This window comes from Dryocola mayonis, assembly GCF_051307045.1.
In the GTDB taxonomy this organism is placed as follows: Bacteria; Pseudomonadota; Gammaproteobacteria; order Enterobacterales; family Enterobacteriaceae; genus Dryocola.
Genome location: NZ_CP150452.1, coordinates 1742091 through 1759619 on the forward strand (window position 1 = coordinate 1742091; position 17529 = coordinate 1759619).

Annotated in this window: 10 protein-coding genes and 4 pseudogenes; 7 read left to right on the forward strand and 7 right to left on the reverse strand. The window is 58.7% G+C overall.

The window, feature by feature from the left end; all coding sequences use genetic code 11:
- Positions 1-27 precede the first annotated feature (27 nt).
- Positions 28-978: a LysR family transcriptional regulator gene (locus tag WLO32_RS08450; RefSeq protein WP_435947923.1), complete on the forward strand. Its 951-nt coding sequence runs from the start codon at positions 28-30 to the stop codon at positions 976-978.
- 50 nt (positions 979-1028) lie between these two features.
- Here WLO32_RS08450 and ldtC read toward each other — a convergent pair whose 3' ends face one another.
- The 3 genes and pseudogenes from ldtC to WLO32_RS08465 all read right to left on the reverse strand — a co-directional run bounded on the left by ldtC (position 1029) and on the right by WLO32_RS08465 (position 6850).
- Complete coding sequence (gene ldtC / locus WLO32_RS08455) at positions 1029-2000, reverse strand: L,D-transpeptidase LdtC (RefSeq protein ID WP_435947924.1); 972 nt, start codon at positions 1998-2000, stop codon at positions 1029-1031.
- Between the two features lie 161 nt (positions 2001-2161).
- A pseudogene (gene mfd, locus WLO32_RS08460) lies at positions 2162-5609 on the reverse strand (transcription-repair coupling factor).
- A gap of 167 nt (positions 5610-5776) precedes the next feature.
- Positions 5777-6850, reverse strand: coding sequence for an acyltransferase family protein (locus WLO32_RS08465; RefSeq protein ID WP_435947925.1), 1074 nt, complete (start codon positions 6848-6850; stop codon positions 5777-5779).
- 207 nt (positions 6851-7057) lie between these two features.
- Here WLO32_RS08465 and lolC point away from each other — a divergent pair, with 207 nt between their 5' ends.
- From lolC to cobB, 5 genes and pseudogenes are all read left to right on the forward strand, one after another.
- The gene (gene lolC, locus WLO32_RS08470; RefSeq protein ID WP_435947926.1) at positions 7058-8257 is read left to right on the forward strand and encodes a lipoprotein-releasing ABC transporter permease subunit LolC; all 1200 of its coding nucleotides are present in this window, start codon (positions 7058-7060) and stop codon (positions 8255-8257) included.
- Positions 8250-8954 (forward strand): lipoprotein-releasing ABC transporter ATP-binding protein LolD, encoded by a 705-nt coding sequence (gene lolD / locus WLO32_RS08475; RefSeq protein ID WP_435947927.1) that lies wholly within the window; start codon positions 8250-8252, stop codon positions 8952-8954. The genes lolC and lolD overlap by 8 nt, the downstream gene beginning before the upstream one ends.
- Positions 8954-10199 (forward strand): annotated as a pseudogene (gene lolE, locus WLO32_RS08480) (lipoprotein-releasing ABC transporter permease subunit LolE). The gene lolD and the pseudogene lolE overlap by 1 nt, the downstream one beginning before the upstream one ends.
- 29 nt (positions 10200-10228) lie before the next feature.
- Positions 10229-11140: an N-acetylglucosamine kinase gene (gene nagK / locus WLO32_RS08485; RefSeq protein ID WP_435947928.1), complete on the forward strand. Its 912-nt coding sequence runs from the start codon at positions 10229-10231 to the stop codon at positions 11138-11140.
- Between the two features lie 3 nt (positions 11141-11143).
- Positions 11144-11972, forward strand: a pseudogene (gene cobB / locus WLO32_RS08490) (Sir2 family NAD+-dependent deacetylase).
- A gap of 101 nt (positions 11973-12073) precedes the next feature.
- Here cobB and potD read toward each other — a convergent pair.
- The 4 genes and pseudogenes from potD to potA all read right to left on the reverse strand — a co-directional run bounded on the left by potD (position 12074) and on the right by potA (position 15883).
- Positions 12074-13120 (reverse strand): spermidine/putrescine ABC transporter substrate-binding protein PotD, encoded by a 1047-nt coding sequence (gene potD, locus WLO32_RS08495; protein WP_435947929.1) that lies wholly within the window; start codon positions 13118-13120, stop codon positions 12074-12076.
- A pseudogene (gene potC, locus WLO32_RS08500) lies at positions 13117-13909 on the reverse strand (spermidine/putrescine ABC transporter permease PotC). Before potC ends, potD begins: the two are co-directional and overlap by 4 nt.
- Positions 13906-14763, reverse strand: coding sequence for a spermidine/putrescine ABC transporter permease PotB (gene potB, locus WLO32_RS08505; RefSeq protein ID WP_435947930.1), 858 nt, complete (start codon positions 14761-14763; stop codon positions 13906-13908). Before potB ends, potC begins: the two are co-directional and overlap by 4 nt.
- Positions 14747-15883, reverse strand: coding sequence for a spermidine/putrescine ABC transporter ATP-binding protein PotA (potA, locus tag WLO32_RS08510; protein WP_435947931.1), 1137 nt, complete (start codon positions 15881-15883; stop codon positions 14747-14749). The genes potB and potA overlap by 17 nt, the downstream gene beginning before the upstream one ends.
- A 265-nt stretch (positions 15884-16148) precedes the next feature.
- Between potA and pepT the strand changes: the two genes are divergently transcribed.
- Complete coding sequence (pepT, locus tag WLO32_RS08515) at positions 16149-17375, forward strand: peptidase T (protein ID WP_435947932.1); 1227 nt, start codon at positions 16149-16151, stop codon at positions 17373-17375.
- Positions 17376-17529 lie beyond the last annotated feature (154 nt).

Sequence of the window (17529 nt, forward strand, 5' to 3'; positions counted from 1 at the left end):
GGCGCCATATATAACGGGAGAAGGCCGATGACAGAACCCGATTTGAATTTGCTGATCGCGCTTAACGCGCTGCTTGCGCAGCAAAGCGTGGCCGCGGCCGCTCGCCGGCTGGGGCTCAGCGCCTCGGCCATGAGCAGAACGCTGAGCAGGCTTCGCGCCGTTACGGGCGATCCTCTGCTGGTGCGGGCCGGGAGGAATATGGTGCTGACGCCCTACGCCGAAGAAATTCGCGAGCGCACGCAAAACACCGTGTTTGAGGCGCGTTCGGTACTGCGCCCTGCGTCGTCAGAACTGAATTTATCCACCCTTGAACGCACTTTTACCCTGCGCGCCAACGATGGTTTTGTCGTGGCGCTCGGCGCCTCCCTGATCGCCGCGGCCGCTAAGGCAGCCCCGCTGGTGCGCCTGTGTTTTGTGCCAAAGCCTGAGAAGGCGTCCGGCGCTTTGCGCGAAGGGCTGGTTGACCTTGAAATTGGCGTGCCGGGAAACATGGGGCCGGAAATCCGCCTGCAGGCGCTGTTCAGGGACAGGTTTATTGGCGTGGTCAGAAAGGGACATGCGCTTGAGCGGGCCCCTGAAATTACCCCGGAGCTTTACGCCGCCCAGGGACACGTCGTTGCTTCCCGCCGCGGAGATAAAATCGGCCCCGTGGACGAGGCGCTGGCCCGGCTTGGACTGCGGCGCAATATCGCCGCCCGGGTGCCGAGTTTCCCCGCCGCGCTGGCCGTGGCCCAGGCTTCGGATCTGGTGGCTTTGCTGCCCGCCTCTTTTCTTATCAACCCGCCCGTCGACGACAAAACCGGAGCGCCTGCAACGCTCTGGCCTTTTGAGCTGCCGGTAAAAACGCAGGAAATCACCGTTTCGCAGATGTGGCACCCGCGATTGGAAGTCGATCCCGCCCACCGCTGGCTTCGTCAGCTGGTGCTTAGCGTTTGTCGTGAAAAAACGCCGGCGATCAACGCAGAAAAAAGACGATAAAAAAGCACCGTACGATCGCCTCGACGGTGCTTATGGGTTGGAGAAGAGCCTTAAATAGTGTCCGCGTTCTGCGCGTGAGCGTTTACCTCTACGGGCATGCCGGAGCGATGCTGCATGGCCTGCTCCATAACCTGCGCGTCCGTTTCCGGCGCGGTCCGGAACTGCTTCATCCGCTCGCTGAGCACAATTGGCAGCACTTTCGGATCGTCGTTAATCGACTTCGACAGCGGCTGGTGCACCTCAACCAGGCGTCGGCCGTCCGGCTCAACGGAGGTTTTAATCGGCTCGTTGATGATGCGTACCGGCGTGCCTACGGGCAGCTCCTTGTAGAGAGCCTTGATGTCGTTATCGCGCAGGCGGATGCAGCCGGAGCTGACGCGCATGCCTATGCCAAAATCCGCATTGGTGCCGTGCAGCAGATACACGCCGCCATAAGCCGCGAGCCGGATAGCGTGATGCCCCATCGGGTTATCCGGCCCCGCGGGCACCACGGCAGGCAATTTAATGCCGTTAGCCAGATAGCGCGCCCGGATGTTCGCGGTAGGCGTCCAGGTGGGATTTGCCCGCTTGTCGGAGACGGTGGTCTGCATGGTTGGCGTCATGGTATCGCCGCCCAGCTGGCCTATGCCGATAGGATAAACCGTTACGCTGTTTTTACCCGCCGGATAGTAGTAGACGCGCAGTTCGGCAAGGTTGACGACCAGGCCTTCGCGCGGGGCGTCAGGCAGCAGCATCTGGCGCGGAATGGTTAATACGCTCCCGGCGCGAGGAACGTAAGGATCGACCCCTGGGTTCGCCTGCAGCAGCGCTAAAAAACCGACGTTGTATTTTTTAGCGATGGCCTCAAGCGACCCCCCGTCGTCGGCAACGACATGGAAGACGTTTTGCCCGATAAGACGGCTGCCCGCGGCAGGTAAAGGCCAGGAGTTCGCGCTGGCCGAAAGGGAAGCCAGCGCGGCCGCGGCGAACAGTAACGCTATCAGCCAGCGCGCGGGCGTGGAGAAGAGTTGCAAAGAGCGCATAACGCTAAGCCCCTTTTTTATTAAGGTTAATGTTATTAAAGAGTTAATCGGGGATTATGCGCGAAGGCCGCGTCGGGAAACCCTGGCGTACTGAAAAGAATGTGTAAATGTTTCAGGATATGTAGCGCCTTACCGGCAGGCAAGGCGCTTAAAAGGCCGGGCTAGGCCGCGGTATTCTGCGCAAGCTGGCCCATAAAGTTGTGCACCCACTCCATCCTGGCCTTGCGGTCGGCGAGATCCTGCATAAATTTGAGGCGCGTCGGGCCGTCGAGGCGATAGTGCTGCGGCTGTTTCTGCAGCAGGCCAATCAGCCACACCGGATCGACATGGTTTTTCTCGGCAAACTCAATCACCCCGCCTTTCTCATTGCCTTCAATTTTGCGCACGCCGAGCTTCTGCGCCTGCTGGCGCAGCGCGGCGATATCCAGCAGGTTACGGGCGGCGTCCGGCAGCAGGCCAAAGCGGTCGATCAGCTCGACCTTCAGCTCGTCGAGCTCGTGACCGCTCTTCGCGCTGGCGATGCGTTTGTAGAACGACAGGCGCGTGTTGACGTCCGGAATAAAGTCCTCCGGCAGCAGGGCCGGCATGCGCAGCTCCACCTCCGTCTGGCTGCTGGTCAAATCCTCCAGCGACGGTTCGCGCCCCTCTTTGAGCGCGTCGACGGCGTTTTCCAGCATCTCCATATACAGCGAGAAGCCGATGGTTTCCATCGAACCGCTCTGGCCTTCGCCCAGCAGCTCGCCCGCGCCGCGAATCTCTAAATCGTGGGTGGCTAACGCAAAGCCCGCGCCTAAATCTTCCAGCGAGGCGATGGCTTCCAGACGTTTCTGCGCGTCCGTGGTCATCGCCTTCGGATGCGGCGTCAGCAGCCAGGCGTAGGCCTGATGGTGCGAACGCCCGACGCGGCCCGCGCAGCTGGTGCAGCTGCGCCAGGCCAAAGTGGTCGGCGCGCTCGATGATAATGGTATTCGCCGTCGGGATATCGATGCCGGTTTCGATAATGGTGGTGCACACCAGCACGTTAAAACGCTGGTGGTGGAAATCGTTCATCACCCGCTCCAGCTCGCGCTCGCGCATCTGGCCGTGGCCGATGGCGACGCGCGCTTCCGGCACCAAAGCCGCCAGGCGTTCCGCCGCTTTCTGAATATTCTCCACGTCGTTGTAGAGGTAATAAACCTGTCCGCCGCGCAGCACTTCACGCAGGATCGCTTCGCGCACCACCAGCTCGTCGTACTGGCGCACGAAGGTTTTTACCGCCAGACGGCGAGCCGGCGGCGTGGCGATAATTGACAGGTCACGCATGCCGCTCATCGCCATATTCAGCGTGCGTGGAATCGGCGTTGCGGTAAGCGTCAGGATATCCACGTCGGCGCGCATCGCCTTGATCCGCTCTTTGTGACGCACCCCGAAGCGGTGCTCTTCATCAACGATCAGCAGCCCAAGATCCTTCATCTTCACGTCGTTTTGCAGCAGCTTGTGCGTGCCGATGAGAATATCGACTTTGCCTTCCCGGGCGTCTTCAAGGATCTGCGTTTGCTCTTTGGCGCTGCGAAAACGCGACAGCATCTCCACGCGCACCGGCCAGTTGGCGAAACGGTCCTGGAAGTTATCCAGGTGCTGCTGCGCCAGCAGGGTGGTGGGCACCAGCACGGCGACCTGCTTGTTATTTTCTACGGCAAGGAAGGCGGCGCGCATCGCCACCTCGGTTTTCCCGAAGCCAACGTCGCCGCAAACGAGCCGGTCCATGGCCAGCGGCTGGCACATATCGCTGATAACGGCGTTAATCGCCTGCGCCTGATCCGGCGTGGTTTCAAACGGGAAGCTGTCGCAGAACAGCTGGTATTGCTCGCGGTTGTACTTAAATGCGAAGCCTTCTTTAGCCGCCCGCTGGGCGTAGATATCCAGCAGCTCCGCCGCGACGTCGCGCACTTTTTCCGCGGCTTTCTGCCGCGCGCGGGACCAGGCGTCGCTGCCGAGCTTGTGCAGCGGCGCGCTTTCTTCCGCGCCGCCCGCATAGCGGCTGATCAGATGCAGCGACGAAACGGGCACGTACAGTTTCGCGTCGCCCGTGTAGGTCAGCATCAGGTATTCAGCGGTGATGCCGCCGGCTTCCAGCGTGGTCAGGCCGGCATAGCGGCCGACGCCGTGCTCAAGGTGCACAACCGGCTGTCCGGTGCGCAGCTCGGCCAGGTTGCGAATCAGCGTGTCCGGGTTGATGGCGCGCCGTTTGTCCTGGCGGCGACGGCTGACGCGCTCCCCGAGCAGATCGCTTTCGCAAATCAGCGCGCGGTTGCGCAGCGTGTCAATAAATCCATGTTCGCTGGAGCCGAGCATAAGGTAGCGGCCGCGATCTTCGGCGTCATCCAGACGATAAATACGCTTCGGCGCGACCTTAATACGCGAAAGTAACTCGCCCAGCGCCTCGCGGCGGCCCTCGCTTTCCACCGAGAAAACCACCGGGCCGTCGAAAGACTCGAGGAATTTACGCAGGTTATCGAGCGGGGCTTTGTTTTGCGCCTGCACCGCCAGATCGGGCAGCGTGTGGTAGCCCAGGTTGGTGTTTGCGGCTTTATCGGCCAGCTTTTCGGTTTTCAGCTGGATGCGCGGCCAGGTTTTCAGCTCGCTGAACAGCTCATCCACGCGCAGCCACAGGTTTTCCGGCGGCAGAAGCGGGCGCATCGGATCCACGCCGCGGTTCTCAAAGCGCGAGGTGGCGTCAAGCCAGAAACGCTCGCCGCTGGTTTCCAGGTCGCCGGTATTCACCACCAGGGTGTTTTTCGGGAAGTAGCTGAACAGCGGCGGCAGCGGCTCGCTGAAAAACAGCGGCTGCCAGTACTCGATCCCGGCGGGCAGGGTGCCTTTGCTGACCTGCTGGTAGATATGCTCCGCTTCACGCTTCACGTCGAACCTGTCGCGCCACTGGCTGCGGAACAGTTCGATGGCGGCTTTATCCGTCGGAAACTCGTGCGCGGGCAGTAAATTAATCGCTTCCACTTCTTCAAGCGTGCGCTGGGTATCCACGTCAAAGATACGCAGGCTGTCGATTTCGTCGTCGAAAAAGTCGATGCGGTACGGCTGGCTGCTGCCCATCGGGTATAAATCCAGCAGCGCGCCGCGCGTGGCAAACTCGCCGTGCTCCATCACCTGATCCACGCTGCGGTAGCCGGCCTGCTCAAGCTGGCTGCGCAAATTGTCCCGGGAAAGGCGCTGGCCTTTTTTCATCACCAGCGCGTGGCCGTGCAGGTAGCTGTGCGGGCAAACGCGCTGCATCAGGGTGTTTACCGGCATGATCAGCACGCCGCGCTGCATGGTCGGCAGCTGATAAAGCGTGGACAGGCGCGAAGAGATAATTTCCTGGTGCGGCGAGAAGCTGTCATACGGCAGCGTTTCCCAGTCGGCGAGATTCATCACCAGGCTGTCGGTGAACTGGCTTATCTCGTCGTGCAGGCGCAGGGCGTTTTGCATATCGGGCGCGACTAACACCACCGGACCGCCGTGGCGTTCAACAATTTCGGCCACCTCTGTTGCGCAGGCGGAACCGGTGAGCTCACCGAGATGGCGTTGATCGCCGGCTTTAACAGGTAAGGAATAGCGGTAATGTTCAGGCATAGCGGAATCGGAATCTCTCAGGTTGCACCTTGTGCATTGGTCCATGAACTTCAGATAGTTATTATTATCCGTGATCACTTTGCCAAAGCAACCCAATCGACGAATAGCTTCGCTTAATCGCACCGGGCAGGGGCCGGGCGAGTAAGCGAAGCGTTTTCGTACCGGTATCAGTTTGCTGAGGCAGCAGGTACCAGTTTAGCGGGTGGGGAGAAAAACATATCGCCGAACAACGCGGCCGATAATTTTCTGAAGCCGAGGCCGGTCAGCGTGCAGACGGCAAGGCTTACGAACGGGTAAACCAGCAAAATCGCCAGCACCAGATGGCCGGACAGCTCTGCCTGGTTAATCTGCGCGAGGGTAAACAGGCTCAGCGCCTCGATAACGATGCGGTGCGTGGTGTAAATCGCGATGGTGTTGGAGCCCACGACGTTGAGAAAGGCTTCCGGACGGCTTTCGCGCCAGTTATCCAGCGTATAGAAAATTTTCATAATGACGAAAATCGATACCACGGAGATAGCCACCGGCACGTTGACCAGATACAGCGCAAGCGAGCCGATAACCGCCAGCGCGCACGGCAAAGGATGCCGGCGGAGGCTGAAATCTTTCATCCAGGCCATCAGCTGCGGCCCGAACCAGGCGCCCAGGCCGTAGTAGAACATATTGCGCGCCACGCTGTTCATTCCCCACCAGGGCAGCGGCATAAAGCTAATCACTACGTTGATGGCAAGCAGGGCGACAAGCACCGGCACTTTAAAGGCGCGCAGCAGCTTGAACACCATAAAATAGACCACCAGCGCGTACAGATACCACAGGCTGGTGCTCGCTTTCGCCATGCTGACCGCGAACTGCAGCAGCGTTTCGGAGTAGGCCGCGTTTGAGGCGGGGTTGCGCACCAGATCCGGGGCCAGCCATTGATTGATAAGCGTGATCCCAAGCCACTGCAGAACGCCCCACAGCACCAGCACGTAAAAAATATTCCAGATGCGCTTATCAATGCACGCCTGCCATTTCACCTGCTCAATGTAGCGGTGAATCAGATAGCCGGAGATAAAGAAAAAGACCGGCATGCGGAACGGCGCCAGGTATAAATTCAGATATATCCAGCTTTTGGCGACGTAGGTCGTCAGGCCGGCCGGCAGCGCCGTCAGGTGGGGATAAAAAGTGATCACCGAATGGTAAATCACCACCAGGCAGATGCACAGCCCTTTGATGTGGTTAATCCACAGTTGCTTGTTTTTCATGCCGCAAAGAGAGCCTCGTATTAATAAATCCGTGGCCTGCAGGGTGAGGGAAGACCCGGCGCTTTTTAACTCGATTAATCTGTTTTTGCCGCCGGCCGGGGTGTTTTAGGATATTCCGTAGGTTTATAATTAGTTATGTTCGTTAGACACGCTTCGTTTATACTTCTCGCCTACTTCGCTTAAGCCAACTGCAACAAGACGGACTTCATGTATCAACCTGTCGCGTTATTTATAGGCCTGCGCTACATGCGCGGGCGAGCATCGGACCGCTTCGGTCGCTTTGTCTCCTGGCTGTCCACCATCGGCATTACGCTTGGCGTGATGGCCCTGGTGACAGTGCTTTCGGTAATGAATGGCTTTGAGCGCGAGCTCACCAACAACATTCTCGGGCTAATGCCCCAGGCGATGGTCACCTCGACCAGCGGCTCCATCAATCCTGAAAAACTTCCCGCATCGCAGCTCAGGCTGCAGGGCGTGACGCGCATTGCGCCGATAACCACCGGCGACGTGGTGCTGCAAAGCGCGCGCAGCGTGGCCGTGGGCGTCATGCTCGGCATTCAGCCGGAGGAAAAAGATCCGCTGTCGCCCTATCTGGTGAACGTGAAGCAAACCGATCTGCAGGCGGGGCAGTACAACGTCATTTTAGGCGAGCAGCTTGCCGGACAGCTTGGCATCAAACGCGGCGACAGCATTCGCATTATGGTGCCGTCCGCCAGCCAGTTTACGCCGATGGGCCGCGTGCCCAGCCAGCGCCTGTTCACCGTTATCGGGACCTTTGCCGCCAACAGCGAGGTGGACGGCTACCAGATGCTGGTTAACCAGCAGGACGCTTCCCGCCTGATGCGCTACCCGCTGGGCAATATCACCGGCTGGCGGCTGTGGCTCGCCGAGCCGCTGCAGGTGGACGTGCTGAGCAGCCAGAAGCTGCCGCAGGGCACCGAATGGAAAGACTGGCGCGAGCGTAAAGGCGAGCTTTTCCAGGCCGTGCGCATGGAAAAGAACATGATGGGCCTGCTGCTGAGCCTGATTGTCGCCGTCGCCGCCTTTAACATTATTACCTCGCTGGGCCTGCTGGTGATGGAGAAGCAGGGCGAAGTCGCCATTCTGCAGACCCAGGGCCTGACCCGCCGTCAGATCATGGCGGTGTTTATGGTGCAGGGCGCCAGCGCCGGGGTGATAGGCGCCTTGCTCGGCGCGCTGCTCGGCGCGCTTCTCGCAAGCCAGCTTAATAATTTAATGCCGATTATCGGCGCTCTGCTTGATGGCGCCACGCTGCCCGTGGCCATCGAGCCCGTACAGGTGATTGTGATTGCCATCGTCGCGATGGCCGTTGCGCTGTTATCCACGCTTTATCCTTCGTGGCGCGCTGCCGCGACTCTTCCCGCCGAGGCTTTACGTTATGAGTAATTCTGTCCTGTTGCAGTGTGACAAGCTGTGCAAACGCTACCAGGAAGGCAAGGTGCAGACGGACGTGCTGCACGATGTCAGCTTCAGCATCAACGCGGGCGAGCTGATGGCGATTGTCGGCAGCTCCGGCTCCGGCAAAAGCACCCTGCTGCATCTGCTTGGCGGCCTGGATACGCCAACCTCCGGCGATGTGATTTTTAACGGCCAGGCGATGAGCTCGCTCTCTTCGTCGGCAAAAGCGGAGCTGCGCAACCGCGAGCTGGGCTTTATCTACCAGTTCCACCATCTGCTGCCGGACTTTACGGCGATGGAAAACGTCGCCATGCCGCTGCTGATCGGCAAAAAGAACACCGACGAAACCAGACAGCGCGCGCTGGACATGCTTAAAGCCGTAGGCCTGGCACACCGCAGCAGCCACCGGCCTTCCGAGCTGTCCGGCGGCGAGCGCCAGCGCGTGGCCATTGCCCGTGCGCTGGTGAACAACCCGCGTCTGGTGCTGGCGGACGAGCCAACCGGCAACCTCGACGCCCGCAACGCGGACAGCATCTTCGAGCTGCTCGGCGAGCTGAACGTGCGCCAGGGCACGGCGTTTTTGGTGGTGACGCACGATCTGCAGCTGGCTAAGCGCATGTCGCGCCAGCTTGAAATGCGCGATGGCCGCCTGACCCACGAATTAACCCTGATGGGGGCTGATTGATGGCCTCGCCGCTCTCACTCTTAATCGGCCTGCGTTTTAGCCGCGGGCGCCGCCGCAGCGGCATGGTTTCGCTGATTTCCGTTATCTCAACGATTGGCATCGCGCTGGGCGTGGCGGTATTGATCGTCGGCCTGAGCGCCATGAACGGCTTCGAGCGCGAGCTCAATAACCGTATTCTGGCGGTTGTGCCGCACGGCGAGATCGAGCCGGTTAACCAGCCTTTCCACGACTGGAACGGCGTGCTGCAGCGCGTTGAGAAGGTGAAGGGGATCGCCGCCGCCGCGCCGTACATCAACTTTACGGGCCTGGTGGAAAACGGCGCGAACCTGCGCGCTATACAGGTGAAGGGCGTCGATCCAACGCAGGAATCGCGGCTCAGCGCGCTGCCGCAGTACGTGCAGAACAACGCCTGGCAGGATTTCAAAGCGGGCCAGCAGCAGATCATCATCGGTAAAGGCGTGGCGGACGCCCTGAAGGTTAAGCAGGGCGACTGGCTTTCCATCATGATCCCGAACAACGACGGCGGCACGAAGCTTTCCCAGCCGAAGCGCGTTCGTCTGCAGGTTACCGGCATTTTAGCGCTGAGCGGACAGCTCGATCACAGCTTCGCGATGGTGCCGATGAGCGATGCGCAGGGCTATCTGGATATGGGTGACAGTGTCACGGGTATCGCCATCAAGGTGAACGACGTGTTTGCCGCCAATAAGCTGGTGCGCGACGCGGGTGAGGTCACCAACTCTTATGTGTACATCAAGAGCTGGATTGGCACCTACGGCTATATGTACCGCGACATCCAGATGATCCGCGCCATTATGTATCTGGCGATGGTGCTGGTTATCGGCGTCGCCTGCTTTAACATCGTTTCCACGCTGGTGATGGCGGTAAAAGACAAGAGCAGCGACATCGCCGTGCTGCGCACGCTGGGGGCGAAAGACGGGCTGATTCGCGCCATTTTCGTCTGGTACGGCCTGCTGGCGGGCCTTTTTGGCAGCGTGAGCGGGGTTATCGTCGGCGTGCTGGCCTCCTGGCAGCTGACCAACCTTATCAACGTGGTTGAAAAGCTTATCGGCCCATCGCTTCCTGTCCGGCGATATTTACTTTATCGATTTCCTGCCGTCGGAACTGCACTGGCTGGACGTCTTCTACGTGCTGGTCACCGCGCTGCTGCTGAGCCTGCTTGCCAGCTGGTATCCGGCTAGACGCGCCAGCAATATCGATCCGGCGCGCGTACTGAGTGGGCAATAAAATCTAAAAAAACGAGGGGAGCAGCAGCGATGTATTACGGATTCGACATTGGCGGCACGAAAATGGCTCTTGGAGTCTATGACAGGGAACGTCGGCTGCAATGGGAAAAGCGCGTTCCCACCCCGCACGACGGTTACGAAAACTTTTTAGCGGCTATCGGATCTCTGGTGAAGGAGGCCGATAGCCGTTTTGGCATCAGGGGATCGGTGGGCATCGGCATTCCCGGCATGCCGGTAACGGACGACGGCACGCTGTATGCCGCAAACGTCCCCGCCGCGAACGGCAGGCCGCTGAAAGCCGATCTCACGGCGCTGCTGGAACGCGAGGTGCGTCTGGATAACGACGCCAACTGCTTTGCGCTCTCCGAGGCCTGGGACGACGAGTTTCGCCGCTATCCGGTGGTGATGGGGCTCATCCTCGGCACCGGCGTGGGCGGCGGTATCATTGTCAACGGCAAATCCGTTACCGGGCGCAACTACATTACCGGCGAGTTCGGCCACACCCGCCTGCCGGTAGACGCGCTTAACGTGCTGGGGCGCGATATCCCTTTGACGCGCTGCGGCTGCGGCCAGCACGGCTGCATCGAAAACTATCTTTCCGGACGCGGATTTGCATGGCTGTACCAACACTTCTACTCTGAACCACTTGAAGCGAAGGAGATCGTCACCCGATACTATGCAGGCGATGAAAAAGCGGCCGCGCACGTCGACCGCTTCCTTGAACTGCTGGCCGTTTGCCTGGGCAGCCTGCTTACCGCAGTGGATGCGCATCTGGTGGTGATTGGCGGAGGACTGTCGAATTTTTCCGGGATTTATCAGCAGCTGCCATCGCGTTTGCCAAAATACTTATTGCCGGTTGCCAAAGCGCCGCGTATTGAGCCCGCGCGTCATGGCGATGCCGGCGGCATGCGCGGCGCCGCATTCCTCCATCTCACGGAGTAAAATATGCTATCGCGTCGACAACACCGGCTGAGCCGGTTTCGCAAAAATAAACGTCTGCTGCGCCAGCGTTTGCGCCAGCGTGCTTTTTTCAGAGACATACCTGGACCTGAAGCGATGGAAAAACCAAGAGTAGTGGTACTGACCGGCGCGGGCATCTCCGCCGAGTCGGGGATTCGGACCTTTCGCGCAACGGATGGCCTGTGGGAAGAGCACCGCGTGGAGGACGTCGCCACGCCGGAAGGCTTTGCCCGCGATCCCGCCCTGGTGCAGGCGTTTTACAACGCTCGCCGCCGGCAGCTCCAGCAGGCTGAAATCAAGCCCAACGCCGCCCATCTGGCGCTGGCGAGGCTCGAAGAGGAGCTTGGCGACCATTTCATGCTGGTGACGCAGAATATCGACAACCTGCACGAACGCGCGGGCAACAAAAACATCATCCATATGCACGGCGAGCTGCTGAAAGTGCGCTGCGCGCAAAGCGGCCAGATACTAGAGTGGAAGGGCGACGTGACCCTGGAAGACCGCTGCCACTGCTGCCAGCTTTCTGCGCCGCTGCGCCCGCACGTGGTGTGGTTTGGTGAAATGCCGCTGGGCATGGACGATATTTATCAGGCGCTGGCAACGGCGGATTATTTCATCGCCATCGGCACCTCGGGCCCACGTTTATCCGGCGGCAGGTTTCGTACACGAGGCGCGTTTACAGGGCGCGCATACCGTTGAGCTGAACCTTGAGCCAAGCCAGGTGGGCAGCGAGTTCGAAGAGAAGCATTACGGACTGGCGAGCGAAGTGGTGCCGGAGTATGTGGAAAGGCTACTGAAAGGGCTGTGCAAATAAGGCGGATGGCGCAGGCTTATCCGTCCTACAGAAGACTGTATTATCCGCCCTACAAATCTCCGTAGGGCGGATAAACGCAGCGTCATCCACCGCTTTTAGCGTTAGCGTCCCGCCTTCAGCTTCTGGTAGTAAGACTCATAGAGCGCGCTGGCGTCGCCCACGTCGTTCTGCCACTCCCCGTTCTTCAGCACCGCTTCGTCCGGATACAGCGTTTTATCTTCCGCCACTTCTTTTGGCAGCAGCTTGCGCGCTTCGAGGTTTGGCGTCGGGTAGCCGATGGTTTCGGCAACCTGTTTCGCCACGTCCGGGCGCAGCAGGAAGTTAATCAGCTTCAGCGCGCCGTCGACGTTTTTCGCATTTGCCGGAATGGACAGGTTATCCATCCAGAAAATGCCGCCTTCCTTCGGCCAGACGATATCCAGCTGCGTGCCGGACTGGCGCGCGACGTACGCGGAGCCGTTCCACACCATGCCGAGGTTCACTTCGCCTTCCATGTACGGATTCGCCGGGTTATCGGAGTTGAACGCCGCAACGTTCGGCATCAGTTTTTGCAGCTCGTGGTACGCCGCCTCGATCTCTTTCGGATCGGTGGTATTGCCGGAATAGCCCAGCTTGCGCAGCGCCACCTGGAAGACCTCGCGCGCATCGTCGGTCAGCAGCAGGCTCTGCTTGTATTCCGGCTTCCACAGGTCCGCCCAGCTGGTCACCGTCTTCGGATCGATAGCCTCGCTGTTAACGCCGATGGCGGTAGCGCCCCAGATATACGGAATGGAGTAGTCGTTATTCGGATCGAACGGCTTGTTCAGCATCTCCGGGTCGAGATTTTTAAAGTTGCTCAGCCTGCTCTTGTCGATCTTCTGGATCATCCCTTCTTTGCGCATCTTCGCCACAAAGTAGGTGGACGGCACCACCAAATCGTAGGCGCCGTCCTTGTAGGTTTTGAGCTTGGCGTACATGGTTTCATTCGACTCGTAGGTCGAATAGATAACTTTAATGCCCGTCTCTTTGGTGAACTGCTCAAGCAGGCCCGGCGGCACGTACTCGGTCCAGTTGTAGAAGTACAGCGTCTTGCCGTCGTCGGCATGCGCGGCGCTGACGCCAAGCGCCAGAGCGCCCGCAGCAAGCAGGTGGCGTGACCATTTTTTCATTTAAACGTCCCCTGAATTTTAGTTTTATCACGAAGGATGAGCTGGGAGGGCCAGAACCAGAACCAGCGACAGTACTAATAAAATGGTTGCCAGCGCGTTCACCTCGGGCGACACGCCGACCTTCACCATCGAATAGATCTTCAACGGTAAGATTTCATAGCTCGGCCCGGTAACAAACGAGGAGACCACCACGTCGTCCATCGACAGGGTAAAGCTGAGCAGCCAGCCGGCGGCGACGGCGGGCATCGCCAGCGGCATGATGATTTTGCGCAGAATGGTTATCTCGCCGGCGCCCAGATCTTTCGCCGCTTCCAGCATCCGCACATCAAAGCCTTTCAGGCGCGAATAGACGGTCACCACCACAAACGGCAGGCAGAAGGTGATATGCGAGAACAGCAGCGACCAGAAGCCGAGCGAAATGCCCAGCAGCATAAACAGCACCAGCAGGGAAATCGCCATCACGATATCCGGCGACATCATCACCACAAACAGCATGCCGCTAACGAAAGGCTTGCCGCGAAAGCGATAGCGATACAGCGCGACCGCCGTCAGCGAGCCAATCAGCGTGGCGAAAGTGGCGGAAAACACGGCCATCGTCAGGGAGTGCTGCGCGGCCTGCAGCAGGCTGTCGTTATTTACCAGCAGGCTGTACCAGCCGGTGGTAAACCCCTGCCAGTTGATGCCGAAGCGCGAACTGTTGAAGGAGTTGACGATCAGAATGATTATCGGGATGTAAAGCCAGGCATAGACGGCGGTCATAAAGACAGAGCGAAACAGGCGACCGATCATTCTAATTCCACCTTTTTGTTAAGCAGGCGCGCCGCACGCCAGTAAATCAGCAGCATAAAGCCCATCACCAGCGTAAGCGTGATGCTGGTGGCCGCGCCAAACGGCCAGTCGCGAATGTTCAGGAACTGGATTTTAATCACGTTGCCGATCAGCAGGTTTTTTGCCCCGCCCATTAGATCGGAAACGTAGAACAGCCCCATCGCCGGCAGCATCACCAGCAAACAGCCGGCAATAATGCCCGGCATGGTCAGCGGAAGAATGATGCGTATAAAGGTTTGCAGCTTGCCGGCGCCGAGGTCGCGCGCCGCTTCCAGCAGCGGCTTGTCGAGCTTCTCGATGCTGGAGTACAGCGGCATCACCATAAACGGCAGCAGGATATAGATTAGCCCGAGGATAACCGCGCTTTCGGTATACATGATGCGAATGGGCGTATCGATAACCCCAAGCCACAGCAGAAAGGCGTTGAGGTAGCCTTTGGTGCTAAGAAAGATTTTCAGCCCGTAGATGCGGATCAGCGAGTTGGTCCAGAAGGGCACGATAAGCAGGAACAGCAGCAGCGGACGCACGCGTTCCGGCAGGCGGGCCAGAAACCAGGCAAAGGGATAGCCCAGCGCCAGGCAGGCAAGCGTTGCTATCAGCGCCATATTAAGCGAGTGCAGCAGCACCTGGGCGTAGAGCGGATCGGCCAGACGCGCGTAGTTATCCAGCGTGAAAACCATGCTGACAAAATTCGCATCGTCGCGGGTCAGGAAACTGGTGCCGATAATCATCAGGTTAGGCAGGAAAACGAACAGCACCAGCCAGCCGACAACGGTGGCGATCACCCCGTTCTGGAACTTACGCGAGTTTTTCATCAGCCAGCACAACCTCCCAGCTTTCAACCCAGGTCACGGCCATTTTCTGATCGAGGGAGTGATCGAAGTCCGGATCGTCTTCGTTAAAGAACTCGCTCACCATCACCATCTTGCCGTTTTCCAGCTCGACGCTCGACTCAAGCGTCATCCCTTTATAGTTGCGCTCGCGCACGTAGCCAATCAGGCCGTCGGCCACGCTTGTGTCGTTGATCTCTTCAACGCGCAGGTCCTCCGGGCGCAGCAGGACGTTCAGCTTTTGCCCCGGCGTCACCGGCAGCCCGGCGAAAATATTGCATTCGCGGCCTTCTACGTTTGCCCGCACGCGCTGTTCGTCGATGCGCTCGATAACGGTCGCGTGGAAAATATTGATCTCGCCAATGAAGCTCGCCACGAACAGGTTCTTCGGCTCTTCATAGATTTCACGCGGCGTGCCGTCCTGCTCGATACGGCCGTCGCGCATCACCACGATACGGTCCGACATCGTCAGCGCCTCTTCCTGATCGTGGGTGACGAATACGAAGGTGATGCCAAGCTTGCGCTGCAGCGCTTTCAGCTCGTTCTGCATCTGCTTGCGCAGCTTGTAGTCCAGCGCGGAAAGGGATTCATCGAGCAGCAGCAGGCGGGGTTTATTGACCACCGCGCGGGCGATGGCAACGCGCTGCTGCTGGCCGCCGGAAAGCTGGTGGGGCAGGCGTTGCGCAAAGGATTCGAGCTGCACCATCTTCAGGGCTTCCGTCACGCGCGGGGTAATGTCGGCGGCGGGGGTTTTTTGCATCCTCAGGCCGAAGGCGACGTTCTCAAACACGGTCATATGCGGAAACAGGGCATAGCTCTGGAATACGGTGTTGACGTGGCGATGCTCCGCCGCAACGTTTGTGATGTCCTGGTCTTCGAGCGAAATGGTGCCCGTATCGACGTTTTCCAGCCCGGCAATCAGGCGCAGAACGGTGGTTTTGCCGCAGCCGGAAGGGCCGAGCAGCGTCAGGAACTCACCATGATTAATGGTGAGCGAGAAGTCCGAAATAACGGTTTTACCATCAAAGCCCTTGCCGACACCCGCAAGGCGCACCAGCGGTGAGAGCAAACGTTGCTGTGTATTCAATTTTTTACGCTGTCCCATAAATAACGCATCGGATGATCCATTGATGCGGGGTTTGTGAGTAACCACCTTGAGGTCTGGCACATTCAATAAGGGCTGGCATTCTACGGCAAAGTCCTGAAATCGCCAATCCTTGATGTCCCGATGTGCCTGTATTTCAACTACGTTTAATGCATTGGCTGCGAAGATGACTATTTTCGCGCGTACCGGGCTAAAAGTGACCTGACGCAATATTTAACGTCAGCGCCTTAATGATAATAACGTCACAAAAGATGAGGGTGGCTAAATGGATAAATTACTTGAGCGTTTTTTGCATTACGTCTCACTGGATACTCAGTCTAAGCCCGGCGTTAAACAGGTGCCGAGCACCGAAGGGCAGTGGAAGCTGTTGCGTTTACTAAAAGAGCAGATGGAAGAGCTGGGGCTGGTAAACGTCACCTTAGGCGAGCACGGTACCGTTATGGGCACGCTTGCGTCTAATATCGCAAAAACGGTTCCGGCCATTGGCTTTATCTCTCATGTTGATACCGCGCCGGATTTCACCGGCAAAAACGTTAATCCGCAGATCGTCGAGAATTATCGCGGCGGAGATATCGCGCTGGGCATCGGCGACGAGGTGCTCTCGCCGGTGATGTTCCCCGTTTTGCACCAGCTGCTGGGGCAGACGCTTATCACCACCGACGGTAAAACGCTGCTGGGCGCCGACGATAAAGCGGGCGTGGCGGAAATCATGACGGCGCTGGCGGTACTGAAAGAAAAAAATATCCCGCACGGCGATATTCGCGTGGCCTTCACGCCGGATGAAGAGGTAGGCAAGGGCGCGAAATACTTTGACGTGGAGGCCTTTGATGCCCGCTGGGCCTATACCGTAGACGGCGGCGGCGTGGGCGAGCTGGAATGCGAAAACTTCAACGCCGCGTCGGTAACCATCAAAATCGTCGGCAACAACGTCCATCCGGGCACGGCCAAAGGCGTGATGGTAAATGCGCTCTCGCTCGCCGCCCGCATTCACGCGGAGGTGCCGGCTAACGAAAGCCCGGAGTGCACCGAAGGCTACGAAGGGTTTTATCATCTGCACGGCATTAAAGGTTCGGTAGATAAAGCGGAGATGCACTACATCATTCGCGATTTTGACCGCGAGCAGTTTGAAGCGCGCAAACGCAAAATGATGGATATCGCCAGGAAAGTGGGCAAAGGCCTGCATCCGGACTGCTACATCGAGCTGGTTATTGAAGACAGCTACTACAACATGCGCGAGAAAGTGGCGGAGCACCCGTACATTGTGGATGTGGCGCGCCAGGCCATGCTCGACTGCGACATCGAGCCGATCATGAAACCCATCCGCGGCGGCACCGACGGCGCGCAGCTGTCCTTTAAAGGCCTGCCGTGTCCGAACCTGTTCACCGGCGGCTACAACTACCACGGCAAACACGAGTTTGTCACGCTGGAAGGGATGGAAAAAGCGGTGGCGGTGATCGTGCGTATTGCCGAGCTGACGGCGCAGCGGGGATAACCGTTGAATTGGGTGCTGGCTTTGGCTGGCGCTTTATTTATCAGGTTAAAAGAAAGGGGGCGGCAAGCCCCTTTTTGTTTATAGGGGAGTACAGCTTGCCGGGGCATCTTCGTCATGGTTTGCGTGGGCGCGGTAAGCACTGATACAGCTCGGC

What these genes read in the sequence shown, in the direction of transcription:
- WLO32_RS08465 (WP_435947925.1), bottom strand. Translation starts at nt 6,850, where the DNA reads ATGAAAAACAAGCAACTGTGGATTAACCACATCAAAGGGCTGTGCATC.
- WLO32_RS08450 (WP_435947923.1), top strand. Translation starts at nt 28, where the DNA reads ATGACAGAACCCGATTTGAATTTGCTGATCGCGCTTAACGCGCTGCTT.
- potD (WP_435947929.1), bottom strand. Translation starts at nt 13,120, where the DNA reads ATGAAAAAATGGTCACGCCACCTGCTTGCTGCGGGCGCTCTGGCGCTT.
- pepT (WP_435947932.1), top strand. Translation starts at nt 16,149, where the DNA reads ATGGATAAATTACTTGAGCGTTTTTTGCATTACGTCTCACTGGATACT.
- ldtC (WP_435947924.1), bottom strand. Translation starts at nt 2,000, where the DNA reads ATGCGCTCTTTGCAACTCTTCTCCACGCCCGCGCGCTGGCTGATAGCG.
- potB (WP_435947930.1), bottom strand. Translation starts at nt 14,763, where the DNA reads ATGAAAAACTCGCGTAAGTTCCAGAACGGGGTGATCGCCACCGTTGTC.
- lolC (WP_435947926.1), top strand. Translation starts at nt 7,058, where the DNA reads ATGTATCAACCTGTCGCGTTATTTATAGGCCTGCGCTACATGCGCGGG.
- potA (WP_435947931.1), bottom strand. Translation starts at nt 15,883, where the DNA reads ATGGGACAGCGTAAAAAATTGAATACACAGCAACGTTTGCTCTCACCG.
- nagK (WP_435947928.1), top strand. Translation starts at nt 10,229, where the DNA reads ATGTATTACGGATTCGACATTGGCGGCACGAAAATGGCTCTTGGAGTC.
- lolD (WP_435947927.1), top strand. Translation starts at nt 8,250, where the DNA reads ATGAGTAATTCTGTCCTGTTGCAGTGTGACAAGCTGTGCAAACGCTAC.